Source organism: Streptomyces cinnabarinus (genome assembly GCF_027270315.1).
Classification (GTDB): domain Bacteria; phylum Actinomycetota; class Actinomycetes; order Streptomycetales; family Streptomycetaceae; genus Streptomyces; species Streptomyces cinnabarinus.
Genome location: NZ_CP114413.1, coordinates 4,670,626 through 4,694,457, shown reverse-complemented (window position 1 = coordinate 4,694,457; position 23,832 = coordinate 4,670,626). Strand labels below are relative to the sequence as shown.

The following is a 23,832-nucleotide window of genomic DNA, read 5'->3' as shown; positions in this document are numbered from 1 at the left end:
AGGCTTGTTCCGTGACTCCATGGCTGCGGACAGTACGGACGGCGGGACTGCTCGTCGTGCTCATGGGGGGTTTCGGGGCCGGGACGGCGTACGGCGTGGAGGGCGAGCCGTCGGCGTCCCCCTCGGCCTCGGCGTCCCGGGCGGGCAGCGGGGCCGGGGAGGGGCGGGAGCGGCCCGGACGGCCCTACGCGGGGCTGCCCGAGGCCGCGGAGGAGGAACCCGTCGCGGCCTCCCCCGCGCCCCCGGACCCCGTCGCCCCGCACTCCGAGGCGCCCGCGCGGGGCGCCGCCGTGCCGGACGGGCCCGTGATCCAGGTGCTGCCGCTGGGCAGCGGCCTCGTGCTGATCGGGCTCGGCCTGGGGCTGGCCTTCGTGGGCCTGCGACTGCGCCGCGCCGACTGAGCGCTCAGGGGGTGACCAGCAGGACCTTGCCGATGTGCCCGCTCTCCTCCACCACCCGGTGCCCGGCCGCCGCGTCGCTCATCGGGAGCTCCCGGTCGACCACCGGACGCACATGACCGGCGTCGAGCAGCGGCCACACATGCTCCCGTACAGCCGCGACGATCGCCGTCTTCTCGGCGATCGGGCGGGCCCGCAGCGAGGTCGCGCTGACCGCGGCGCGCTTGTTCAGCAGGGCCGCGAGGTTCAGCTCGCCCTTGACACCGCCCTGGAGGCCGATGATCGCGAGCCGGCCGTTGACGGCGAGGGTCCGGACATTGCGGTCCAGGTACTTGGCGCCCATGTTGTCGAGGATGACATCGGCGCCCGCGCCGTCGGTGGCCTTCGCGAGCTCCTCGACGAAGTCCTGCTCCTTGTAGTTGACCAGGATGTCCGCGCCCAGCTCCGCGCACCGGTCCAGCTTCTCCCGGGTGCCGGCGGTGACCGCGACCTTGGCGCCGACGGCCTTGGCGAGCTGGATCGCCATGGTGCCGATACCGCTGGAGCCGCCGTGCACCAGCAGGGTCTCGCCCGGCCGCAGGTGGGAGATCATGAAGACGTTCGACCAGACCGTGCAGACCACCTCGGGCAGCGCCGCCGCCTGGACCAGGCCGACGCCCTTGGGCACCGGCAGCACCTGCCCGGCCGGGACGACGACCTTCTCGGCGTAGCCGCCGCCCGCGAGCAGCGCGCACACCTCGTCGCCGACGGCCCAGCCGGAGACTCCGGGGCCGAGCGCGGCGATCCGCCCCGAGCACTCCAGGCCCGGATAGGGGGACGCGCCGGGCGGGGGGTTGTAGAAGCCCTGCCGCTGCAGGAGGTCGGCCCGGTTCACGGCGCTCGCCGCCACCTCGATGAGGACCTCGCCCTCGCCGGGCACCGGATCGGGGACCTCGGCCCACACCAGCGCCTCGGGTCCACCGGGTTCGTCAATCGTGATCGCATGCATGGCGCCGACGCTACTCCTCGGTCCCCGTTCCTCGGCCGATGGTCCCGGCCCTCCTCGGTCCTTGGTCCGGTTCCCCCGGAAAACCCTGTGCGGGACCGATGAGTTTGAGCGACGGTAAAGGTCTCCCCATGCGTAACCCACGTACGCGGAAGGACATCCCACCATGAGCCAGCACACGCCGGCCCTGGCCATCGAGACCGCGGGCCTGGTGAAGACGTTCGGCGAGACCAGGGCCGTCGACGGGGTCGACCTGTCGGTTCCGGCCGGCACGGTCTACGGCGTCCTCGGGCCGAACGGCGCCGGAAAGACCACCACCGTGAAGATGCTCGCCACCCTGCTGCGCCCGGACGGCGGTGAGGCCCATGTGTTCGGCCACGACGTCGTGCGCGAGGCCGACGAGGTGCGCGGCCGGGTCAGCCTGACCGGCCAGTACGCCTCCGTCGACGAGGACCTGACCGGCACCGAGAACCTGATCCTGCTGGCCCGTCTGCTCGGCCACTCCAAGCAGGCGGGCCGCATCCGCAGCGAACAGCTCCTGGAGGCCTTCGGGCTCAGCGATGCGGCGGCGAAGCAGGTCAAGCACTACTCGGGCGGTATGCGGCGCCGGATCGACATCGCCGCGTCCATCCTCAACACCCCCGATCTGCTCTTCCTCGACGAGCCGACGACCGGGCTCGACCCGCGCAGCCGCAACCAGGTGTGGGACATCGTGCGCGCGGTGGTCGCCCAGGGCACCACCGTGCTGCTGACCACGCAGTATCTGGACGAGGCCGACCAGCTGGCCTCCCGGATCGCGGTCATCGACCACGGCCGGGTGATCGCCGAGGGCACCAAGGGCGAGCTGAAGGCGTCCGTGGGCGCCGGGTCGGTCCACTTGCGGCTGCGCGACGCCGGACAGCGGCCGGACGCCGAGCGGGTGCTGCGGACGGCGCTGACCGCGGAGGTGACGCTGGAGCACGACCCGGTGGCGCTGACCGCCCGGCTGTCCTCCGCGGCCGGTGACAGCGCGGCGGAGCAGGCCTCGCGGGCGCTCGCCGAGCTGGCCCGGACGGGCATCACCGTCGACAACTTCTCGCTGGGCCAGCCCAGCCTGGACGAGGTCTTCCTCGCCCTCACCGGACACGACACCGGCCACGACACCAAGGACGAGGTGGCGGCATGAGCACCGCGACAACCCCCGAGGCCAAGGACCTCGCCCCGGTCAGCGCCGAGTCGCTCGCCGAGCTGCTCGTCGCCGGGGAGCGGCCGCCGCGGCCGAGCGCCCTGTCGGCCTCGCTGACCTTCGGCTGGCGGGCGATGCTGAAGATCAAGCATGTGCCGGAGCAGCTCTTCGACGTCACCGCGTTCCCGATCATGATGGTGCTGATGTACACCTACCTCTTCGGGGGCGCCCTGGCCGGGTCCCCGGAGGAGTACATCCAGTTCCTGCTGCCGGGCATCCTGGTGATGTCGGTCGTGATGATCACGATGTACACCGGTGTCTCGGTCAACACGGACATCGAGAAGGGCGTCTTCGACCGGTTCCGGTCGCTGCCCATCTGGCGGCCGTCGACGATGGTCGGCTATCTCCTGGGCGACGCCGTGCGCTACACCATCGCCTCCGCGGTGATGCTCACCGTCGGGATCATCCTCGGCTACCGGCCGGACGGCGGGATCGTGGGCGTGCTCGCCGGGATCGCGCTGCTGGTGGTGTTCTCGTTCGCGTTCTCGTGGATCTGGACGATGTTCGGGCTGCTGCTGCGCACCGAGAAGTCGGTGATGGGTGTCAGCATGATGGTGATCTTCCCGCTGACCTTCCTGTCCAACGTCTTCGTCGACCCGAAGACCATGCCGGGCTGGCTCCAGGCGTTCGTCAACAACAGCCCCATCACCCATCTGTCCTCCGCGGTGCGGGAGCTGATGGCGGGTGACTGGCCGGCCGACGAGATCGCCTGGACGCTGGGCTGGGCCGCGGTGCTGATCCTGGTCTTCGGGCCGATCACGATGCGGCTGTACAACCGCAAGTAGCCGGTCAGTCCTGGGAAATGGGGCGGATGTCGGGCGCGACCTGGATGCTCGGCGTGGCCCGGACGATGGTGATGACCCGGTCCGTCGCTTCGAGCGAGCCGACGGCCGGGTCGTCGTATCCGAGCACCCGGTGGCCGCGGACGACGCTGACCACCAGGTCGGACGTCTCCCGCGGCCCCTTGCCGACCTCGGCCTTTATGACCGGCCGTTCGACGATGTCGAGCCCGCTGCCCTGCTGGATCAGGTCCTCCATCACCATGCCGGCGGCGGGGCTGAGCACCGACAGACCGAGCAGCCGGCCGGCCGCGCTGGCGCTGGTGATCACCGCGTCGGCGCCGGACTGCTTCAGCAGCGGGGCGTTCTCCTCCTCGCGCACCGCGGCCACGATCTTCGCCCCACGGTTCATCTGGCGGGCCGTCAGTGTGACCAGGACGGCGGTGTCGTCCCGCTGCGTCGCGATGATGATCTTCCGGGCCTTGTGCACCTCGGCCCGCTTGAGCACATCGCTGCGGGTCGCGTCGCCGATGATCCCCGCGTAGCCCTCGGCGGTCGCCGCCTCGATCACCTTGCTGCTGGGGTCGACGACGATGACCTGTTCCTTCCTCAGCCCCGTGGCACAGACGGTCTGGATCGCCGAGCGCCCCTTGGTGCCGAAGCCGACGACGACGGTGTGGTCGCGCAAGGCGGACCTCCAGCGGTTCAGACGCCATTCCTCCCGGGTGCGCTCGGTGAGGACCTCCAGCGTGGTGCCGACCAGGATGATCAGGAACAGCACCCGCATGGGCGTGATGACAAGGATGTTGGTGAGCCGAGCCGTGTCGCTGACCGGCGTGATGTCGCCGTAGCCCGTGGTGGAGAGGGTGACGGTCGCGTAATAGAAGGCGTCGAGGAAGTCGAGGCTGCCGTCGGAGTTGTCGTTGTAGCCGTCGTGGTCGGCGTAGACGATGAGGGCGCACACCACCAGGAGCGTCAGCGCCATGATCACGCGCTTGGCGACCTGACGGAACGGATGCTCCACCACCTTCTTCGGCAGCTTGACCCGATGGGTCACCAGGTGTTCGTCCGGCTGGCGCGCGATGGCGTCGTGGCCCGGAAGTTTCACGTGAAACACACCCCGATCCCCGAGGACGCCCACGGCAGATCCAGCAGCTCCGCCTCCTCACCGGCCCGGATGCCCCCAGGCGGTACGACGGCCAGGGCGTCGGCGGCCGCCATGCCCCGCAGCATCGCGGGGCCGTTGTAGTGCAGCGGCACAGCCCCGTCGCCGCGCAGCACGACGGGGACGAGCCGGGTGTCGTGCGGATGCCCGTGCGCCGCGTCCCGCAGGGGCAGGGTGTACGGCTCGGGAGCCGGGCGGGCGGCGAGGGTGCGCAGCAGGGGCTCGGCGAGCGTGAGCAGGCCGGAGACGGCCGCGAGAGGGTTGCCCGGCAGGCCCACCAGGTGCTGGTTCGCCTTGATCCGGGCCAGCAGCATGGGGTGGCCGGGACGCACCTTGACGCCGTCGACGAGGAGTTCGGCGTCGAGGCGGCGCAGGGTGGGGTGGACATGGTCCACGGGTCCGAAGGCGGTGCCGCCGGTGGTGACGATCAGGTCGGCCTCGGAGTAGGCGAGGGCCTTGTACAGGGCCTCGGCGTCGTCGCCGAGCCGGCGCACGGTGGTGACCTCGGCGCCGAGCGCCCGCAGCCAGGGCGGCAGCATCGGGCCGAGGGCGTCCCGGATCAGCCCGTCGTGCGGCAGGCCCTCGGTGAGCAACTCGTCGCCCAGGATCAGCACTTCGGCGCGCGGCCGGGGAACGGCGGTGACGGCGTCGTAGCCCGCGGCGGCGGCGAGGCCGAGGACGGCCGGGGTCACCAGGGTGCCGACGGGCAGGAGCTGGTCGCCGGAGCGGCACTCCTGGCCGCGCGGGCGGATGTCCTGGCCGTGCTGGAGCTCGCGGTCCGCGTGCAGCCGGCCCTTGTCGTCGCTGTGGCCGTGCTCGCTGCGCAGCACGGCGGTGGTGTCCAGGGGGATCCGGGCGCCGGTGGCGATCCGGACCGCCTCGCCGTCGGCGAGCGACTCGGGCTCGGCGTGCCCGGCGAGGACGCCGGTCTCCCGTACGTCCCAGGGGCCCGGTCCGGCGACCGCCCAGCCGTCCATCGCGGAGGTGTCGAAGGAGGGCAGGTCGGTGAGGGCGGTGAGGGGGGCGGCCAGGGTGAGGCCGAGCGCGGTGTCGAGGGGGGCCTGGACGGGGGGACGGCGGGTGCCGGGGCCGCGTCCGGCGCGGGCGGCGATCGCGCGGGCCTCGGGCCAGGCGGTGGCCCTGTGGTGCGCGGTGTGGTGTCCGGCCCGGTCCTGCGGGGCGTCGGCCCGGTGCCTCGGGGCGGGTGTGGGGCCGCCCTTGGGGTTCTCGTTCACGAGGGCGAGCACCTCCTCGACATCGAGGTCCTCGGCGTCCTGGTCGTCGCGGACACTGCGGGGGGTCATCCGGCGTCCGGGGCGGCGTCCGGCCCGGCGTCCGGGTTCTGCTCCCGCGCCCAGCGCGTGGCGAGGTCCGCGGCCTTGCGGGCGGCCTCGGCGACCGCCTCGGGGCTGCCGTCGGCGCGCGCGGCGGCGTAGCCGACGAGGAAGGTGGTCAGCGGGGCGGCCGGGCGCGCCACACCGTGGGCGGCGTCCCGGGCGAGGTCCAGCAGGACCTTGATGTCGACATCGAGGTCGATGCCGAGCTCGTCCTTGACTGCGGAAATCCATTCATCCAACACGTGCCCATGCTCCCTGATGCGTGCCCTGGCGGTGGCGATGTCGTCCCAGGTGTCGCAGTCGAAGGACGCGACGGGGTCGGGGACGCGGTCGAGGCGGAGACCGGCGGTGAGCCGGCGCAGCGGCAGGCCGGTGAGGGTGCCGTGCTCCGCGGTGAGCGCCGCGAGGGCCTCGCGCAGCACGGGTGCGCGGTACGCGGCGACGAGCGGCTGGTCACGGCCTTCGGCGTCGGTGAGCAGCGCTCCGTCGGCGCCGCTCGCGCCGAGCGCGGTGAGCAGGCGCCGAACCGTGGCGGCGTCGAGGAACGGCAGGTCGGCGGAGAGCAGTACGAGCCGGTCCGCCGTGGTGGCGCGCAGTCCGGCGCCGAGGGCGGCCAGCGGGCCGCCGCCGGGCGGGTCCTCGCGTGCCCAGGCCACCGGGCGGGCGGTGGGCCGCTCGTCGGCGACGACGACGGTGGTGCGCGCGTCGGCGCAGGCGGCGAGCACCCGCTCCAGCAGCGGGCGTCCGCCGACGCCGATGCCGGGCTTGTCCGCACCGCCGAGCCGCCGGGCGGCACCCCCGGCGAGCACGACGGCGTCGTACGCCTCGGTACCCGGTTCGTCCGGGGGCTCGTACGCGGTCACCCCCTGAGTATGCGGGTCCCGGCGATCACAGGGAACGCGGGGGAGGTCCCGCACTCACAGCGTGCGCAGCAGCACCGCCGGTTGTTCCACGCAGTCCGCCACATAGCGCAGGAAGCCGCCCGCCGTACCGCCGTCGCAGACCCGGTGGTCGAAGGTGAGCGAGAGCTGGACGACCTGGCGCACGGCCAGCTCGCCCTCGTGCACCCACGGCTTGGGGATGATCCGGCCGACGCCGAGCATGGCCGCCTCGGGGTGGTTGATGATCGGCGTGGAGCCGTCGACGCCGAACACGCCGTAGTTGTTCAGCGTGAAGGTGCCGCCGGTGAGGTCCGCCGGTGTCAGGGCGCCGGTGCGCGCCGACTCGGTGAGCCGGGCGAACTCGGCGGTCAGCGACTCCGCGTCCCGCGCGTGGGCGTCCCGGACCACCGGCACGACCAGGCCGCGCTCGGTCTGGGCGGCGAAGCCCAGGTGGACGTGGTCGAACCGGACGATCTCCCGGGCCTCCTGGTCCACGGTGGCGTTCAGCTCGGGGAACCTGGCCAGGGCGGCGGTGCAGATCCGGGCCAGCAGGGCCAGAAGGGAGACCTTCGGGCCCCCCGCGGCGTTCATCGCGGTGCGGGCGCGCATCAGCTCGGTCGCGTCGGCGTCCACCCAGCAGGTCGCGTCCGGGATCTCACGCCGGCTGCGGGAGAGCTTGTCGGCGACCGCGCCGCGGACGCCCTTGAGGGGCGTACGGGTCTCGCCGCGCCCGGCGACAGGGGCGGCGGCGGGGGCCTGCGCGGGCGCCGGAGCCGCGGGGCGTGCCTGTACGGCGGCGGCCCGCAGGGCGTACTCGACGTCCGCGCGCAGGATGAGCCCTTCCGGGCCGGAGCCGTGCAGCTCCCGCAGGTCCAGGCCGTTCTCGCGGGCGAGGCGGCGGACCAGCGGGGAGATCACGGGCACGGGGCCGTCGCCACGGGTCCCGGTGTCGGCGGGTGCCGTGTCGCGGCCGGTGCCGTGGCCGTGGGGTCCGTGCCCGGCCGCGGTGCCGACGGGTCGCGCCACGCTCTCGGCCGGCGCCGCGGTCTCACCGGGGGCGGCCGTGCCGTTCGCCGGCGGCGGCTGGGCCGGGCGTACCCGCCTGCGTCGCGCCGGGGCCTCGGAGGTGCCGTAGCCCACCAGGACGTTGCCGGAGCCCGCAGCCTCGCTGTCGGAGGGCGGGGCGCCGACGGCGACCGTGATCAGCGGGGCGCCCACGGGCAGTTCGGAGCCCTCCTCACCGAAGCGGGCGGTGACCACACCGGCGTAGGGGCAGGGGACGTCGACCATCGCCTTGGCCGTCTCGACCTCGACGACCGGCTGGTCGACGGCGACGACATCGCCGACCTGGACCAGCCAGCGCACGATCTCCGCCTCGGTGAGCCCCTCGCCGAGGTCGGGGAGCTTGAACTCCAACACCTGTGCCATCAGCTCTCGGCCTCCCATTGCAGACGCCCCACGGCGTCCAGGATCCGGTCCACGCCGGGCAGGTGGTGACGCTCCAGCATCGGCGGCGGATAGGGGATGTCGAACCCGGCCACGCGGAGCACCGGTGCCTCCAGGTGGTGGAAGCAGCGCTCCGTGACGCGGGCCGCGATCTCCCCTCCCGGGCCGCCGAAACCGCCCGACTCGTGCACGACGACCGCTCGTCCGGTCCGTCGTACCGAGGCGCAGACCGTCTCGTCGTCGAACGGCACCAGCGAGCGCAGGTCGACGACTTCCAGGTCCCAGCCCTCCTCGCGGGCCGCCTCGGCGGCTTCGAGGCAGACCGGCACGGACGGACCGTACGTGATCAGCGTGGCGCTCCGGCCCGAGCGCCGCACCACCGCACGGCCGATCGGTTCAACGCTCTGCGGCTCCTCGGGGTTCCAGGAGTCCTTCGACCAGTACAGCCGCTTGGGCTCCAGGAAGACGACCGGGTCGTCGGAGGCGATGGACGCGCGCAGCAGTCCGTAGGCGTCGGCGACGGTGGCGGGGGTGACGACATGGAGGCCCGGGGTCGCCATGTAGTACGCCTCGGAGGAGTCGCTGTGGTGCTCCACGCCGCCGATGCCGCCGCCGTAGGGGACGCGGATGGTGATGGGCAGGGGCATGGCGCCGCGGGTGCGGTTGCGCATCCGGGAGACATGGGAGATCAGCTGCTCGAAGGCCGGGTAGGCGAACGCGTCGAACTGCATCTCCACCACCGGCCGCAGGCCGTACATGGCCATGCCGACGGCGGTGCCGAGGATGCCCGCCTCGGCGAGCGGGGTGTCGGTGCAGCGGTCCTCGCCGAACTCCTTGGCGAGTCCGTCGGTGACCCGGAAGACACCGCCGAGGGTGCCGACGTCCTCGCCCATGACGTGCACGGACGGGTCGTCCGCCATGGCGTCGCGCAGCGCGCGCGTGAGGGCCTGTGCCATGGTGGCGGGTTTCACCGCGACGGTGGTCATCGCTCGTCTCCCTCGGCGTCCAGCTCGGCGCGGAGCTGGGCCTGCTGCTCCCGCAGTTGCGGGGTGGGCTCGGCGTACACATGGGCGAACAGGTCCATGGGGTCGAGCACCGGGTCGGCGTTCATGCGCTCGCGCAGGTCGGCGGCCATCGTCTCGGCGGCGTCCTTCGCGGCCTGGATGCCGGCCTCGTCGATGAGGCCGCGCTCGGTGAGCTCGTGCTCCAGGAGGGCGATCGGGTCGTGGCCGCGCCAGGTCTCCACCTCGGAGTCACCGCGGTAGCGGGTGGCGTCGTCGGCGTTGGTGTGGGCGTCGATCCGGTAGGTGATCGCCTCGATCAGGGTGGGTCCGCCGCCCGCACGCGCGTGGCGCACGGCGTCGGTGAGCACCTCGTGCACGGCGGCGGCGTCGTTGCCGTCGACCAGGCGGCCGGGCATGCCGTAGCCGACGGCCTTGTGGGCCAGCGACGGGGCCGCGGTCTGCTTGGCGAGCGGTACGGAGATCGCGAAGCCGTTGTTCTGGACCAGGAAGACGACCGGCGCCTGCCAGACGGCGGCGAAGTTCAGCGCCTCGTGGAAGTCGCCCTCGCTGGTGCCGCCGTCGCCGACCATGGCGAGCGCGACCACGTCGTCGCCCTTGAGGCGGGCGGCGTGGGCGAGGCCGACGGCGTGCGGGAGCTGGGTGGCCAGCGGCGTGCTCAGCGGGGCGATGCGGTGCTCGCGCGGGTCGTAGCCGGTGTGCCAGTCGCCGCGCAGCAGGGTGAGCGCCTGGACGGGGTCCAGGCCGCGGGCGACGGCCGCGAGGGTGTCGCGGTAGCTCGGGAAGAGCCAGTCGCGCTCCTCAAGGGCGAGCGCGGCGGCGACCTCGCAGGCCTCCTGTCCGGTGGTGGACGGGTAGACGGCCAGGCGGCCCTGCTTGGTCAGGGCGGTGGCCTGGGCGTTGTACCGACGGCCGCGCACCAGTTCGGCATAGAGGCGGCGCAGCAGACCGGGGTCGGCCTTGGCCGCCGCTTCCGTGCCGAGGACGCGGTAGGGCTCCGCGTCAGGCAGCAGCGGCGCGGGGTCGGTACGGGGCTGCCAGGCGGGCGGCGGCGATGGCCGGTACGCGCCCCGCTGCTCCATGACCGTCATGACGGCACCTCCTCGTGGGAGTGGCTACGGGAGACGTGTCGGCTGTGACCCGCCTCACCTACCGATTGTTCGGTCGTCGGCACATTTTGGCTACAGGCACCTCCAGGCTGTGGACAAACGGTTCTCCACAGCCTGCAATGAACGCAGTACGTCCACGACAGGGAGGCGGGGGGACATGGCACCTGAACAAATGGCCGAGGGCCCCGACGGCGGCGCCCTGCCGCCACCCCGTCCCCTCGACGCCATCGATCAGGACATCCTCCAGATGCTCCAGGCGGACGGCCGCGCCTCCATACGGTCCGTCGCCGAGCGGGTGCACGTCTCGCGCGCCAACGCCTACGCGCGCATCAACCGCCTCATCGAGGACGGCGTCATCCGGGGCTTCGGCGCCCGCGTCGACCATGAACGCGCGGGGCACGGGACGTCGGCGTACATCACGCTGAAGATCGTGCAGAACACCTGGCGGACCGTGCGCGAGCAGCTCAGGCAGCTGCCCGGGGCCTCGCACATCGCGCTGGTGGGGGGCGATTTCGACGTCCTGCTGCTGGTGCACACGCCCGACAACCGGGCGCTGCGCGAACTGGTGCTCACCCGCCTCCAGGCCATCCCCGAGGTGCTCAGCACCCGCACCCTGCTGGTCTTCGAGGAGGAGGACCTGGAGCCGCAGGGCTGACATCAGGCCGCTCTGCGCAGTCCCCCGAACACCACCTGCACCACGGCGTCGGCGACCTCGCGCTCGCCCATGCCCCGGCCGTCCGGCCGGTACCACTCCACAATGGAGTTGATCATCCCGAAGACCAGCCGGGTGGCGAGCCGCACTTCCACGTCGCCGCGCAGGTCCCCGTCGGCGGCCGCCGCCTTCAGCAGCTCGGCGACCTCGTGGTCGAAGTCGCGGCGCCGCTCCAGCGCCCACCGCTCGGTGTCGGTGTTGCCGCGCACCCGCAGCAGCAGCGTCACATAGGGCAGGTCGGTTATGAGCACCTCGACCATGCGCCGGACGACATGCTCCAGGCGGTCCGAGGCACGCCCCACGCGCGCGTGCTCCTCGTCGAGGATGCCGAACAGCTCGTCCAGCGCCCGGCTCACCGCGCGGCGCAGCAGCTCCTCCTTGCCGGAGACGTGGTGGTAGATCGACGACTTGGAGATCCCGGCGGCCCGGGAGAGATGCTCCATGGAGGTGCCGTCGTAGCCGCGTTCGTTGAAGACCCGGACGGCGACCGACAGCAGCGTCTCCGGGGTGTACGTGTCGCGCTTGGCGGTGGTCATGAGCCGTTGCCCTCCCGCTTGTCGGTGGCGTAGGCGTGCCGGTACAGCGCGAGGGAGGGGGCGTACCGCCCGGAGGGGTCGCGCAGGTGAAGGTCGTCGAGGAGGGAGTAGGCCCAGTTGCGGCCGAGCCTGCGGCTCCACTCGAAGGGGCCGAGCGGGTAGTTGACGCCGAGCCGCATGGCCGTGTCGATGTCCTCCTCGGTGGCCACGCCCTTGGCGACGGCGTCATGGGCGAGGTCGACGATCCGGGCGACCGTACGGGCGACGATCATGCCGGGCACGTCCCCGATGACGCTGACCTGCTTGCCGAGCGCCTGGAACAGGCCGACGGCCTCGGCGAGGGTCTGCGGGGAGGTGTCCTGGGAGGCGGACAGGGCGATCCGGGTGGCCCGGCGGTAGTCGAGCGCGAGGTCGAAGTAGACGACGTCCCGGAACTCCACCGAGGTCTGTCCGTCGGCGAGCGCCAGCTGGCCGCCGCTGGGCAGGACCAGGCGGGTGCCGTGGTCCTCGTCCTCCTCGCGCACCGGGACGCCCGCCTCGCGCAACAGCGTGAGCAGTTCGGCGGCGGGACCCAGGTCTCCCTCGACGACGACATACGCGGGCGCCCGTTCCGGCTCGGCGGTGTGCGGTTCGGGCCGCTCGGCAGCCCCGAGCTCATCGGAGTAGTCGAACCAGCCGTGTCCGCTCTTGCGGCCGAGGCGGCCGGACTCCACCAGGCGGCGCTGGGACAGCGAGGGCGTGAAGCGGACGTCCTGGAAGAAGGACTGCCACACGGAGTGGGTGACGGACTCGTTGACGTCCTGGCCGATCAGGTCGGTCAGTTCGAAGGCGCCCATCCGGAAGCCGCCGCACTCGCGCAGTACCGCGTCGATGGTGGCGGGGTCGGCGCCCTGGGCCTCGTGGACCGCGAAGGCCTCGGCGTAGAAGGGCCGCGCGATGCGGTTGACGATGAAGCCCGGGGTGTCGGCGCAGGCGACCGGGGTCTTGCCCCAGGCGCGGGCGGTCTCGTACGCGCGCGTGGCCGAGGTGACGTCGGTGGCGAACCCGGAGACCACCTCGACCAGCGGCAGCAGCGGGGCCGGGTTGAAGAAGTGCAGGCCCACGAAGCGGCCGGGGTTCGCGAGGGCGCCGCCGATGGCGGTGACGGAGAGGGAGGAGGTGTTGGTGGCGAGCAGACAGTCCTCGCCGACGATCTCCTCCAGCGCCCGGAACAGCTCCTGCTTGATGTCCAGGCGCTCCAGGACGGCCTCGATCACCAGGGCGCAGTCGGCGAGGTCGGTGAGCGCCTCGGCGGGCATCAGCCGGGCGCGGGCCGCGACGCGGTCGGCGTCGCTGAGCCGGTCCTTCTCGACCAGCCGGTCGAGGCGGGCGCCGATCGCGTCGGCCGCCTCCCGCGCCTTGCCGGGCACGGCGTCGTAGAGCCGGACCGGATGGCCGGCGATCAGTGCGACCTGGGCGATGCCCTGGCCCATGGTGCCGGTGCCGACGACGGCCACGGGGCTGCTGAGGTCGAGTGCTGTCATGTCCGCGATCCTCCCGCACGGGGTTTTCCACAGATGCGGCGGACCCCCTTGAACCGACCGATCGTTCGGTTACTCTAACTCTGACTGGCTGTTCCTGCCCATGTTTCTGCCAGGTCATGAACTCGACGAAGAGTTCTTGAGACTAGGAGTTGGTCCCGCATGGCCGCCGCCCTCACCGCCCACGACCTGATCGCCAAGCACCGGCCCACCCTCGACCAGGCGCTGGAAGCGATCCGCACGCGCGCGTACTGGTCCCCGCACCCCGAGCACCCCAAGGCCTACGGCGAGAACGGCAGCCTGGACATGGCGGCGGGCAAGGCCGCCTTCGACGCCCTCCTCGGCACCCGGATCGACCTCGGCCAGCCCGGTACCGACGGCTGGGTGGGCGGCGAGGTCTCCCCGTACGGCCTGGCGCTGGGCGTGGAGTACCCGCACGCGGACGTGGACGTGCTGCTGCCCGCCATGAAGGCCGGACAGCGGGACTGGCGGGACGCGGGCGCGGAGATCCGCGCGGTGGTCTGCGTGGAGATCCTCAAGCGGATCAGCGACCGCACCCACGAGTTCGCGCACGCGGTCATGCACACCTCCGGGCAGGCGTTCATGATGGCGTTCCAGGCGGGCGGCCCGCACGCCCAGGACCGCGGCCTGGAGGCGGTGGCCTACGCGTACGTGGAGCAGGTCCGCACCCCCGACACCGCGGAGTGGACCAAGCCGCAGGGCAAGAAGGACCCGCTCGCCCTGACCAAGGCGTTCACGGCGGTACCGCGCGGGATCGCGCTGATGATCGGCTGCAACACCTTCCCGACCTGGAACGGCTACCCGGGCCTGTTCGCCTCGCTCGCCACGGGCAACGCGGTGCTGGTGAAGCCGCACCCCCGCGCGGTGCTGCCGCTCGCGCTGACCGTGCAGGTCGCTCGCGAGGTGCTCGCCGAGGCCGGGTTCGACCCGAACCTGGTCGCGCTCGCCGCCGAGCGGCCCGGTGAGGGCATCGCCAAGACGCTCGCCGTGCGGCCCGAGATCCGGATCATCGACTACACCGGTTCGACCGCCTTCGGCGACTGGCTGGAGGCCAACGCCCGCCAGGCGCAGGTGTACACGGAGAAGGCCGGCGTCAACACGGTGCTCGTGGAGTCCACCGGCAACTACAAGGGCATGCTGTCCAACCTGGCGTTCTCCCTGTCGCTGTACAGCGGGCAGATGTGCACCACGCCGCAGAACCTGCTGATCCCCCGGGACGGCATCCGCACCGAGGACGGGCCGCGGAGCTTCGACGAGGTCGTCGCGGACCTCGCCCGCGCGGTGGACGGGCTGCTCGGCGACGACGCCCGCGCGAACGCGCTGCTCGGCGCGATCGTGAACCCGGACGTCAAGGCACGCCTTGAGGCCGCGGCGGGGCTCGGCGAAGTCGCCCTCGCCTCCCGCGAGGTCGCCAACCCGGACTTCCCCGAGGCGGTCGTCCGTACGCCGGTCATCGTCAAGCTGGACGGGGCCAAGCCGGACGACGAGGCCGCGTACATGAACGAGTGCTTCGGGCCGGTGTCCTTCGCGGTGGCGATGGACTCCGCCGCGGACGCGGTGTCGCTGCTGCGGCGGACGGTCCGGGACAAGGGCGCGATGACGGTGGGCGCGTACACCGTCGACTCCGAGGTGGAGCAGGCCGTGCAGGACGTCTGCCTGGAGGAGGCGGCGCAGTTGTCGCTGAATCTGACGGGCGGGGTGTACGTCAACCAGACGGCCGCCTTCTCCGACTTCCACGGGTCGGGCGGCAACCCGGCGGCGAACGCCGCGCTGTGCGACGGGGCGTTCGTCGCCAGTCGCTTCCGCGTGGTCGAGGTTCGGCGGGAGGCCTAGGAACCCCTGAAGGCGCTCCAGTGGTAGAGCGTCATCCCCACGCTCGTCGCCAAGTTGTAGCTCGACACCTGGGGGCGCATCGGCAGGGACAGCAGGTGGTCCGCTCGTTCGCGGACCTCTGGTGACAGGCCGGTGCGCTCCGAGCCGAAGGCGAGGACGGCGTCGTCCGGGAGCTTCATGTCCCGGATGTCGTCGCCCTCGGGGTCCAGGGCGAAGAGGGGGCCCGGAGGGAGTTCCTCCGGCGTGACGCGCTCCACCGCCGTCGCGAAGTGCAGGCCCGCGCCGCCTCGTACGACCGTGGGATGCCAGGGGTCCAGCGTGCCGGTGGTGACGACGCCCGTCGCGCCGAAGCCCGCGGCCAGGCGGATGACCGCGCCCGCGTTGCCCAGGTTGCGGGGGTGGTCGAGCAGAACCACCGGGGTGGGGCGCGGCCGCGCCGCCAGCAGCTCCAGATGCGCCGCGCGGGACGGACGTACCGCCAGGGCCGCCACGGCTGTGGGGTGGGGGCGCGGGACCAGGGCGCGGTAGGTCTCCTCCGGGACCTCCATGAGGAGGCCGGACAGACGGTCGCGTACGTCGGCGGCCAGTTCGTCGGCCAGGGCGAGGGTCGCCTCCCGGTCCACCGCCACCGCCACCGGGACCTCGGCGCCGAAACGCACCGCGTGCTTGAGGGCGTGGAAGCCGTCCAGGAGTACGGCGGTGCCGGCGAGGCGGTGCCAGGTGGTGACGGGGCTGGTCATGGAGCGGAGCCTACGTGGGTCTGTTCCGGGTTCTCCGGGCTCTCGGGGTTCTCCGGGCCGCGGGGCTCGGGCACTGCCGTATCGCCGTCCTTGCGTGGGCCCGGCATCCGCGCCGCCAAGGCGCCCAGGCGGCGCAGGAAGGCCGTCGGCAGGAAGACCGCGTCCGCCGCGATCATCGCCAGCGAGAAGAACGGCAGGCCGAGGACGACCGCGATCACCGCGTGCTCGAACATCATGGCGGCCAGCAGGACGTTCTTGACCCGCCGGTTGAACAGCGTGAACGGGAAGGCGACCTGGACCATTACCGTCCCGTACGTCACCAGCATCACCATGACGCCGCTGGCCGAGAGGGCGTCCGCGAGGGCCGGCCAGGGGGAGAAGTAGTCCAGGTGCAGGGGGTAGTAGACGGCGGTGCCGTCCTGCCAGCGGGAGCCCTGGATCTTGTACCAGCCCGCGGTGGCGTAGATCAGACAGGCCTCGGCCATGATTACGAACAGGGCGCCGTTGTGCACGATGTTCGCGATCACATCGAGCAGGACCCGCGGCTCGGCGGTGCGGGTGATCCGGCCGGCCAGCCACCACACCGCCTGCGCGATCCACACGGTCCACAGGATCAGCGGCACGGTCACGTCGCCGTCGAGCCGGCCCCCGAGCCAGGCCAGGATCAGGACGAGTCCGAGCACCCCCCACAGAACCGGACCCACCCGGTCGGCCCTGTCCCCCCGGCGTTCCGCCCGGCGCGCGTCCAGCGACCAGACCCGGCCGCAGCGGGTGAAGACCAGGTAGATCGACATCAGGTGCAGGACGTTGTCGCCGCCGTCGCCCATGAAGACGGACCGGTTCTGCACGGACAGCACGCCGACCATGAACAGCACGGACATCGTGCGGGTCCGCCAGCCGAGCAGCAGCAGGACGGCGAAGAGGACGGCGAGGGCGTAGACCAGCTCGAACCAGATCCGGCCGTCGGTCCAGATCAGGGCCGTGAAGGCGCCGTTCGCGGTGATCAGCTGCTCGGCGAGCGCGAAGCTCCAGGGGCCGTCCGGGCCGTACAGCTCATGGCGGTGGGGCAGCTCGCGCAACAGGAAGAGCAGCCAGGTCGCGGCGAAGCCGATCCGGACCACCGCCGTCTGGTACGGGCCGAGCGCGGACTCGGTGACCCGGGCGATGGCGGCCGAGACGGCGAGGGCGAAGCGGCTCATGCCCGCTCCTCCCCGGCCTCGTCCGCGGCCTTGCCGGCCTCGTCGGTCCCGTCCCCGGTCTCGTCCGCGGGCAGCTCCCACCAGGGCAGCTGTCGGTACACCGGGTTGTCCGGCACCTTTTCCTCGCTCCAGTCGGGCGGCGGCACGTTCGTGGTCCGCGAGCGGACCTGGACGCGCTGCACGAGCCCGCCGGGTCCGGCCGCGTCCTCGCGGTCCAGGCGCAGGACCACGATGCGGCGCAGGTAGGACTCGGCCAGATCGCCGCGCAGGCCCACCGGGCGGTTGTCGTCGTCGTGCGTGGCGACCAGGAAGTCCCAGGCCCGGCGCAGCTCGTTCTGCTGGGTGTGGCTCGGCAGCAGATTGCCGTCGATGTCCCGGCCGTCCTGGGCGGACAGGTCGTACCAGCCGGTGGTGCGCATCTCGCCGTCCGCCTCGCGGACCTCGGCGCGGACCTCGACGGCGATGTTCTGCTGGAGCGGGTTGGGCGCGAAGAGCTTCCAGTTCTGCTCGAACTCCGGATAGACCCAGTCCTCGATCGCCGAGCCGTGCCGCTTGCTGACCGTGTTGGAGGGGGCGACATGCAGGAAGACCATGCCGATGTGGACGCAGACGGCGACCGCGACCACGGCCAGGGCGAGGGCGGCGGCGATCTGGTAGCGCAGGGACAGGGCGGCCACACCGCTGCGGGGCTCCGGCCCGTGCCGGGCCTCGCCCACTGCGTCGTACGCGTCCATTCCGCCCCGTTCCCCCATTCCGGTCCCCGGCAGAACCTCCCCGGGCGGCCCTGTCTCGGGGGGACACCTTACGGCGCCCCGCTCACGGCAAGGTCACATCTGCGAAGCGGTTGGCAGGAGCCGAAGATCCACTGGTGAGGGGGGTGAAGATCCATGGGGAAGGGCGTGAAGATCCAGGAGACGGCCCCCGTCCGCCCCGTTCCCTTCTTCTAGAACCTGTTCTATCTTGACGCACCGTCAGATCACTGTGGGCGGGACCCTGGGCGCGGGAGGGCAGCACCGTGGACTTCACCTTCACCGAGGAGCAGCAGGCGGCGGCCGAGGCGGCGCAGGGGGTGTTCGCCGGGGTCGAGCCGGACGCCGTGCCGAGCCCCGCGCTCACCCGGGGCGCCGTGGCCGAGGACTTCGACCGCGCGCTGTGGTCCCGGCTCGCCGACGCCGATCTGCTGAGCCTGCTGCTCGCCGAGGAGCACGGCGGCGCCGGTCTGGACGCGGTGGCGCTCTGTCTGGTGCTGCGGGAGGCGGCGGGGGTGCTGGCGCGGGTGCCGCTGCTGGAGCACAGCGCGGCACTGGCGGTCCTTCAGGCGTACCGCGGCCAGGACCTGGAGTCCGGGCTGTTGGCGCGGGCCGGGCGGGGCGAGCTCGCACTGACCGTCGCCGCGCACGGCCGCAGCGGGCACGACCCGGCGGAGCTGGCGGTGACCGCGCGGCGGGACGGTGCGGGATGGGTGCTGGACGGTGCGCAGACGGCCGTTCCCTGGGCGTACGACGCCGATCTCCTCGTCGTACCGGCGAGCGCGGACGGCGACCGGGCCGTGCTGGCGCTGGTGTCGCACGAGCGGGCCGGGGTGGGGCTGGCCGAGCAGTACTCCACCACCGGGGAGCGGCTCGGGGAGCTGCGGCTCGACTCCGTGCGGCTCGCGGAGCGGGAGGTGGTGGCGGCGGAAGGCGCCTGGGAGCGGCTGCGGGAGCTGCTGACGGTCGGGACCTGCGCGCTGGCGCTCGGGCTCGGCGACCGGGTGCTGCGGATGACGAGCGACTACACCGGCAAGCGGGAGCAGTTCGGCCACCCGCTCGCCACCTTCCAAGCGGTCGCCGTGCAGACCGCCGACCGGTACATCGACCTGCGGGCCATGGAGGCCACCCTGTGGCAGGCCGCCTGGCGGATCGCGGCGCGGGCGCCGGGCGCGCTGCCGGTCGCAGCGGACGTCGCCGTGGCCAAGATCTGGGCCGCGGAAGGGGTACGGCGGATCGTGCAGACGGCGCAGCATCTGCACGGGGGGTTCGGCGCGGACGTCGACTACCCGCTGCACCGGTACCACGCGTGGGCCAAGCAACTGGAGCTGTCGCTCGGCCCGGCGGCGGCGCACGAGGAGGCGCTGGGCGAGCTGCTGGCCGCGCATCCCCTGGGGTGATGTGCCCTGCTCGGAGTGCTCAGAGCAGGGCAGAGCAGCTCAGAGCACGAAGCCGGGCTTGCCCTCGGCCGTGACGACGGGTCGGCCCGCGGCTGCCCACACCTGCATGCCGCCGTCGACGTTCACCGCGTCGATGCCCTGCTGGACCAGGTACATCGCGACCTGCGCGCTGCGGCCCCCGGAACGGCAGATCACATTGACCCGGCCGTCCTGCGGGGCGGCCTCGGTCAGCTCGCCGTAGCGGGCGACGAAGTCGCTGATGGGGATGTGCAGCGCCCCCTCGGCGTGGCCTGCCTGCCACTCGTCGTCCTCGCGGACGTCCAGAAGGAAATCGCCGTCCTTGAGGTCCGTGACCTCGACCGTGGGCACGCCAGATCCGAAATGCATGCCACCGACGGTACCCGGTGGCACGCGCGGTCCGGCCGCCTCCCTCGTCACCCGAGCAGTTCCGCCAGCTCCGCCTCGCGCGCGGACACATCGGCGAGCAGTTGCTCGGCGATCTCCTCCAGCAGCGTGTCCGGGTCGTCCGGGGCCAGCCGCAGCATGGAGCCGATCGCGCTGTCCTCCAGCTCCCGTACCACCAGGGTGAGCATCTCCTTGCGCTCGGAGAGCCACTCCAGGCGGGCGTAGAGCTCCTCGGCGGGGCTCGGCTGCCGCTCCTCGGGGACCGGACCCGCCGCCCACTCCTCGGCCAGCTCCTTCAGCAGGGCCTCGTCGCCCCGGGCGTACGCGGCGTTGACCCGGGTGATGAATTCCTCGCGGCGCGCCCGCTCCCCGTCCTCCTGGGCCAGGTCGGGGTGGGCCTTGCGGGCCAGCTCGCGGTAGAGCTTGCGGGCCTCCTCGCTCGGGCGGACCCGCTGCGGGGGCTGTACCGGCTGGTCCGTGAGCATCGCCGACGCCTCCGGGAAGAGACCGTCGCCGTCCATCCAGCCGTGGAACAGCTCCTCGACACCCGGCATCGGCATGACCCGGGCGCGGGCCTCCTCCGCCTTGCGGATGTCCTCCGGGTCGCCGGAGCGGGCCGCCTTCGCCTCGGCGATCCTTGCTTCCAGGTCGTCGAGGCGGGCGTACATCGGGCCCAGCTTCTGGTGGTGCAGCCGGGAGAAGTTCTCGACCTCCACGCGGAAGGTCTCGACGGCGATCTCGTACTCGATCAGCGCCTGTTCCGCGGCCCGTACGGCGCGTTCGAGTCGCTCTTCCGGGCGGGGGGTCTGATCTTCTTCCGGGGTTGTCACCCGACCAGAGTAGTAGTTCCCTCGGCGCGGCAGGTCGTGTGTGGGCTGTCGCGCCATCGTGGCTGGTCGCGCCCCGCGGCGGAGCCGCAGATCGATACAGCCCGCGCCCCTGAGGTCCGCCGCTCATACCCCTTCTTCTGCGGCGATCCTCCCCTCCCGCACCGCCTTCACCAGGTCCGCGTGGTCCGCCTCCGTGCGGTCCGCGTACGCCACCGCGAAGGTCGCTATGGCCTCGTCCAGTTCCTCGTTCTTGCCGCAGTAGCCGGCGATGAGGCGGGGGTCGGCGCTGTGGGAGTGGGCCCGGGCGAGGAGGGCGCCGGTCATGCGGCCGTAGTCGTCGAGCTGGTCGGGGGAGAGGGCGGCGGGGTCCACGCTGCCCTTGCGGTTGCGGAACTGGCGGACCTGGAAGGGCAGGCCCTCGACCGTCGTCCAGCCGAGCAGGATGTCGCTGACCACCTGCATGCGCTTCTGGCCGAGGACCACGCGGCGGCCCTCGTGCTCCGGCTTCGTGGTCTCGAAGCCTGCCGTCGCCAGGTGCGGGAGGAGCGCGGAGGGGCGGGCCTCCTTCACCTGGAGGACGAGCGGCTCGCCCCGGTGGTCCAGGAGCAGGACGACGTAGGAGCGGGTGCCCACGCTGCCGGTGCCGACCACGCGGAACGCCACGTCGTGCACCGCGTGCCGGGCCAGCAGCGGGAGCCGGTCCTCGGAGAGGGTGCCGACGTAGTCCTCCAGGGAGGCGGCGACCGCCGCCGCCTCCTCGTCCGGGACACGGCTCAGCACGGGCGGCGCGGCCACGAAGCCACGGCCGCCGTCCTCGGTCGGCTCCGTGGACTTCGCCGCGAACCGGCCGCTGGTGTTGGAGCGCGCCTTCTCGGCCACCCGCTCCAGCGTGCCGAGCAGGTCATGGGCGTCGGTGTGGGAGACCAGCTCCTCGTCCGCGATGGCGTTCCAGGCGTCCAGGACCGGGAGCTTGGCGAGCAGCCGCATCGTGCGCCGGTACGCGCCCACCGCGTCGTGCGCCGCCTTGCGGCAGGTGTCCTCGGCGGCGCCCGCCTCCCGTCCGGCCAGCACCAGCGAGGCCGCGAGCCGCTTCAGGTCCCACTCCCAGGGGCCGAGCAGCGTCTCGTCGAAGTCGTTCAGGTCGATGACGAGGCCGCCGCGCGGGTCGCCGTACAGGCCGAAGTTGGCCGCGTGGGCGTCGCCGCAGATCTGGGCGAGGACGCGGGTCATGGGGGTGCGGGCGAGGTCGTGGGCCATCAGGCCCGCCGATCCGCGCAGGAAGGCGAAGGGGGTGGCCGCCATCCGGCCGACCCTTATCGGCGTCAGCCCGGGGATCCGGCCGCGGTTGGACTCCTCCACCGCCGTGAGGGCGTCGGGGCGGGCGGGGTCCAGGTCGAGGAGTGCGTGCGTGCCGCGCGGGACGCGCTCCCGCAGGGACTTGCCCTCCTCCTTCGGGGTGCCGTTCCCGGGCCACTGGGCGAATCCGCGCACCCGGGGCAGCCGCCGGGACAGCGAGCTCCGCCCGCCCGACTCCTGCGCCGCACCAGCGTCGACCACACCGACCGCCTCCCCCGAACCCCGGCCGTCTCCGGCCCGCACGAACATCAACTCGTGCCGACGGTACAGCGCGGTGGCCGAAACGCGTCAGCCCTGTGGACAACCCTGACGATGTGCATACCTCACCGTGGCCCGGCCGGGTCCCCGCGCGCGCTCAGGAACGCCGTGAACGCCTCGATCACCAGGCGCAGCGACGCCTCCACGGCCGCGTCCCCGTGCGGGGTCCCCGGGGCACGGGCGGGCGGGGTGCCGGACCCGCTGCCCCGGCCGGTCTCCAGATACCCGAGGACGTCCTCGGCCCGCGGCGGCCGCCCGTCGGCCGGGTGCGGCAGGGCGTCGAGCAGACCCTGGAGGGTGTCGAGCAACTGCCTTCGTTCCGCGGCGGGTTCGGGATTCATACCCCCAGGCTGCTGAAGAGCGGTCAAGGACGGTTCAAGGGCCCGCCAACGCCCCCGGCCGGCTCATACCCGCGGCCCGCTCATGCCGCCGTCAGGCTCATGCCCTCGGCCCGCTCATGCCCCGGCAGGCTCAAGCCGCCGGCCGCTCCGGTACCGCCGGATCCGGGCCCACCGCCCGGTCCACCAGACCCGGCGCCGCGCCCAGGTAGCAGGTCGGGTCCAGCAACTCCTCCAGTTCCGCCGCAGTCAGATGCCGGGTCACCTCCGGGGCCGCCGACAGAACCTCCGCGAGGTCCGTCCCACGGTCCGCCGCCTCGTGCGAGGCCCGGGTCAGCAGCGCCCTGGCCTGCGCCTTGCCGAGCAGCGGGGTCAGTACGGCCGCCACCCGCTCGGAGACGATCTGTCCCCCCGTCAGGTCGAGGTTGGCGCGCATGCGGTCGGCGTCGACGGTGAGGCCCGTCAGGAGTTCCACCGCCGTGTGCGCGGCGCCGCCCGCCAGCCGCAGACACTCCCGCAGGGGCTGCCACTCGGCGTGCCAGGCGCCGCCCGAGCGCTCGTCCTCCGCGAGCATCGTGCCGTACAGCACGGCGGCGAGCTGCGGTACTTGGAGCGCGGCCGAGCGGATCAGCGTGGCGAGGACCGGGTTGCGCTTGTGCGGCATCGCGGAGGACGCGCCCCGGCCGGCCACCGCCGGTTCGGTGACCTCGCCGACCTCGGTGCGGGCCAGCGACTGGACGTCGACCGCGATCTTGCCGAGCGCCGAGGCGAGGAAGGCGCACACCGCCCCGGTGTCGGCGATCGGGGTCCGCAGCACATGCCAGGGCAGGGTGGCCGGGGCCAGTCCGGTCTCGTGCGCGTACGCCTCGACCAGGCGGTCGGCGTAGTCGTCGCCGGGGTGGTCCGCGTGTTCCAGGTAGCCCGCCAGCGTGCCCGCCGCGCCGCCCAGTTCGACCGGGAGGGCGGCGGCGAGCGCGGCCGTCCGGCGGTGGGCCTCGGTCACCAGGTGCAGCCAGCCCGCCGCCTTCAGGCCGAAGGTGGTGGGCACCGCGTGCAGGGTGAGGGTGCGCCCGGCCATCGGGGTGGCCCGGTGGGTGCGGGCCAGCGTCTCCAGGGCGGCCGCGCACCGGTCGAGGTCGGCCCGGATCAGCACGGTGGCCCGGCGGACGACCAGCATGGCGGCCGTGTCCAGGATGTCCTGGCTGGTGGAGCCGCGGTGCACATACTCGGCGGCCTTGGGGTCCGCGGCGGCGACCACGGCGGTCAGCGCCTTCACGAACCCGACGACGGGGTTGGCCGTCTCGCGGGACGCGCGGGCCAGCGCCACCAGGTCGAGCCGCTCGGGGCGGGCCGCCTCCATGATCGCCGCCGCCGCGGACTCGGGCACGGTGCCGAGGCGGGCCTGCGCCCGGACGAGCGCGGTCTCGGCCTCGACCATGGCCGCGAGCCAGGCCGCGTCGGACACCGCCGCCTCCACGGGCGTGCCCGCGCGCACCGGGGACAGCAGCCCGGAGTCCACCACGGCGGCGAGCTCCGGGGAGAGTTGGAAGGTCATGGGTGGTCCTCTTCCGGGAAGGGTCGGGGGCGC

23 protein-coding genes are annotated in these 23,832 nt (G+C 72.9%); 6 read left to right on the top strand and 17 right to left on the bottom strand.

Translation table 11 applies throughout. The annotated features are described in order from the left end of the window. Positions 1-11 precede the first annotated feature (11 nt). Complete coding sequence (locus STRCI_RS21205) at positions 12-401, top strand: hypothetical protein (protein WP_269660526.1); 390 nt, start codon at positions 12-14, stop codon at positions 399-401. Positions 402-405: 4 nt separating this feature from the next. Here the strand turns inward: STRCI_RS21205 and STRCI_RS21200 are convergent, their stop codons facing one another. Next, the gene (locus STRCI_RS21200; protein ID WP_269660525.1) at positions 406-1,386 is read right to left on the bottom strand and encodes an NAD(P)H-quinone oxidoreductase; all 981 of its coding nucleotides are present in this window, start codon (positions 1,384-1,386) and stop codon (positions 406-408) included. Positions 1,387-1,549: 163 nt separating this feature from the next. Here STRCI_RS21200 and STRCI_RS21195 point away from each other — a divergent pair, with 163 nt between their 5' ends. Beyond that, positions 1,550-2,548, top strand: coding sequence for an ATP-binding cassette domain-containing protein (locus tag STRCI_RS21195; protein ID WP_269660524.1), 999 nt, complete (start codon positions 1,550-1,552; stop codon positions 2,546-2,548). Next, the gene (locus STRCI_RS21190; RefSeq protein ID WP_269660523.1) at positions 2,545-3,393 is read left to right on the top strand and encodes an ABC transporter permease; all 849 of its coding nucleotides are present in this window, start codon (positions 2,545-2,547) and stop codon (positions 3,391-3,393) included. Before STRCI_RS21195 ends, STRCI_RS21190 begins: the two co-directional genes overlap by 4 nt. Positions 3,394-3,397: 4 nt before the next feature. On the opposite strand, the gene STRCI_RS21185 is transcribed toward STRCI_RS21190, so the two are convergent. The 6 genes from STRCI_RS21185 to pdhA are packed head-to-tail and all read right to left on the bottom strand — an operon-like array spanning position 3,398 to position 10,329. Beyond that, positions 3,398-4,495 (bottom strand): potassium channel family protein, encoded by a 1,098-nt coding sequence (locus STRCI_RS21185; RefSeq protein WP_269660522.1) that lies wholly within the window; start codon positions 4,493-4,495, stop codon positions 3,398-3,400. Continuing rightward, on the bottom strand, positions 4,492-5,856 hold the full coding sequence (locus tag STRCI_RS21180; protein WP_269660521.1) for a molybdopterin molybdotransferase MoeA: 1,365 nt from the start codon (positions 5,854-5,856) through the stop codon (positions 4,492-4,494). Before STRCI_RS21180 ends, STRCI_RS21185 begins: the two co-directional genes overlap by 4 nt. After that, positions 5,853-6,752, bottom strand: a complete 900-nt coding sequence (locus tag STRCI_RS21175) for an NTP transferase domain-containing protein (RefSeq protein ID WP_269660520.1) — start codon at positions 6,750-6,752, stop codon at positions 5,853-5,855. Before STRCI_RS21175 ends, STRCI_RS21180 begins: the two co-directional genes overlap by 4 nt. Before the next feature lie 54 nt (positions 6,753-6,806). Next, a complete protein-coding gene (locus STRCI_RS21170; RefSeq protein WP_269660519.1) occupies positions 6,807-8,198 on the bottom strand; it encodes a dihydrolipoamide acetyltransferase family protein in 1,392 nt (463 codons plus the stop codon). Continuing rightward, complete coding sequence (locus STRCI_RS21165; RefSeq protein WP_015659134.1) at positions 8,198-9,202, bottom strand: alpha-ketoacid dehydrogenase subunit beta; 1,005 nt, start codon at positions 9,200-9,202, stop codon at positions 8,198-8,200. Before STRCI_RS21165 ends, STRCI_RS21170 begins: the two co-directional genes overlap by 1 nt. Then, on the bottom strand, positions 9,199-10,329 hold the full coding sequence (pdhA, locus tag STRCI_RS21160) for a pyruvate dehydrogenase (acetyl-transferring) E1 component subunit alpha (RefSeq protein WP_269660518.1): 1,131 nt from the start codon (positions 10,327-10,329) through the stop codon (positions 9,199-9,201). The genes STRCI_RS21165 and pdhA overlap by 4 nt, the downstream gene beginning before the upstream one ends. A gap of 190 nt (positions 10,330-10,519) precedes the next feature. On the opposite strand from pdhA, the gene STRCI_RS21155 reads away from it, so the two are divergent. Beyond that, positions 10,520-11,002 (top strand): Lrp/AsnC family transcriptional regulator, encoded by a 483-nt coding sequence (locus STRCI_RS21155; protein ID WP_269664606.1) that lies wholly within the window; start codon positions 10,520-10,522, stop codon positions 11,000-11,002. A 2-nt stretch (positions 11,003-11,004) separates the two neighbouring features. Here the strand turns inward: STRCI_RS21155 and STRCI_RS21150 are convergent, their stop codons facing one another. Together STRCI_RS21150 and STRCI_RS21145 are read right to left on the bottom strand one after the other, a co-directional pair. Further along, positions 11,005-11,595: a TetR/AcrR family transcriptional regulator gene (locus STRCI_RS21150; protein ID WP_269660517.1), complete on the bottom strand. Its 591-nt coding sequence runs from the start codon at positions 11,593-11,595 to the stop codon at positions 11,005-11,007. After that, positions 11,592-13,118 (bottom strand): 3-hydroxyacyl-CoA dehydrogenase, encoded by a 1,527-nt coding sequence (locus STRCI_RS21145; protein ID WP_269660516.1) that lies wholly within the window; start codon positions 13,116-13,118, stop codon positions 11,592-11,594. The genes STRCI_RS21150 and STRCI_RS21145 overlap by 4 nt, the downstream gene beginning before the upstream one ends. Before the next feature lie 159 nt (positions 13,119-13,277). Here STRCI_RS21145 and paaN point away from each other — a divergent pair, with 159 nt between their 5' ends. Next, positions 13,278-14,969, top strand: coding sequence for a phenylacetic acid degradation protein PaaN (gene paaN / locus STRCI_RS21140; protein ID WP_269660515.1), 1,692 nt, complete (start codon positions 13,278-13,280; stop codon positions 14,967-14,969). Here paaN and STRCI_RS21135 read toward each other — a convergent pair. Genes STRCI_RS21135 through STRCI_RS21125 form a run of 3 tightly spaced genes read right to left on the bottom strand, consistent with a single transcriptional unit; the run spans position 14,966 to position 17,642 of the window. Beyond that, on the bottom strand, positions 14,966-15,709 hold the full coding sequence (locus STRCI_RS21135) for a TrmH family RNA methyltransferase (protein WP_269660514.1): 744 nt from the start codon (positions 15,707-15,709) through the stop codon (positions 14,966-14,968). The two genes, paaN and STRCI_RS21135, sit on opposite strands and share 4 nt — an antisense overlap. Further along, positions 15,706-16,908: an HTTM domain-containing protein gene (locus STRCI_RS21130; protein ID WP_269660513.1), complete on the bottom strand. Its 1,203-nt coding sequence runs from the start codon at positions 16,906-16,908 to the stop codon at positions 15,706-15,708. Before STRCI_RS21130 ends, STRCI_RS21135 begins: the two co-directional genes overlap by 4 nt. Continuing rightward, positions 16,905-17,642, bottom strand: a complete 738-nt coding sequence (locus STRCI_RS21125) for a DUF5819 family protein (RefSeq protein ID WP_269660512.1) — start codon at positions 17,640-17,642, stop codon at positions 16,905-16,907. Before STRCI_RS21125 ends, STRCI_RS21130 begins: the two co-directional genes overlap by 4 nt. A 281-nt stretch (positions 17,643-17,923) precedes the next feature. On the opposite strand from STRCI_RS21125, the gene STRCI_RS21120 reads away from it, so the two are divergent. Beyond that, complete coding sequence (locus STRCI_RS21120; RefSeq protein ID WP_269660511.1) at positions 17,924-19,057, top strand: acyl-CoA dehydrogenase family protein; 1,134 nt, start codon at positions 17,924-17,926, stop codon at positions 19,055-19,057. Between the two features lie 39 nt (positions 19,058-19,096). Here STRCI_RS21120 and STRCI_RS21115 read toward each other — a convergent pair whose 3' ends face one another. From STRCI_RS21115 to STRCI_RS21095, 5 genes are all read right to left on the bottom strand, one after another. Then, entirely contained in the window at positions 19,097-19,426 is a 330-nt protein-coding gene (locus tag STRCI_RS21115) for a rhodanese-like domain-containing protein (RefSeq protein WP_269664605.1), read from the bottom strand. Positions 19,427-19,491: 65 nt separating this feature from the next. Then, a complete protein-coding gene (locus STRCI_RS21110; RefSeq protein WP_269660510.1) occupies positions 19,492-20,292 on the bottom strand; it encodes a J domain-containing protein in 801 nt (266 codons plus the stop codon). Positions 20,293-20,415: 123 nt separating this feature from the next. Further along, positions 20,416-21,897: a DUF2252 domain-containing protein gene (locus tag STRCI_RS21105; protein ID WP_269664604.1), complete on the bottom strand. Its 1,482-nt coding sequence runs from the start codon at positions 21,895-21,897 to the stop codon at positions 20,416-20,418. 74 nt (positions 21,898-21,971) lie between these two features. Further along, positions 21,972-22,247 (bottom strand): hypothetical protein, encoded by a 276-nt coding sequence (locus STRCI_RS21100; protein ID WP_269660509.1) that lies wholly within the window; start codon positions 22,245-22,247, stop codon positions 21,972-21,974. A gap of 130 nt (positions 22,248-22,377) precedes the next feature. Beyond that, entirely contained in the window at positions 22,378-23,799 is a 1,422-nt protein-coding gene (locus STRCI_RS21095; protein ID WP_269660508.1) for a nitrosuccinate lyase, read from the bottom strand. Between the last annotated feature and the right edge of the window lie 33 nt (positions 23,800-23,832).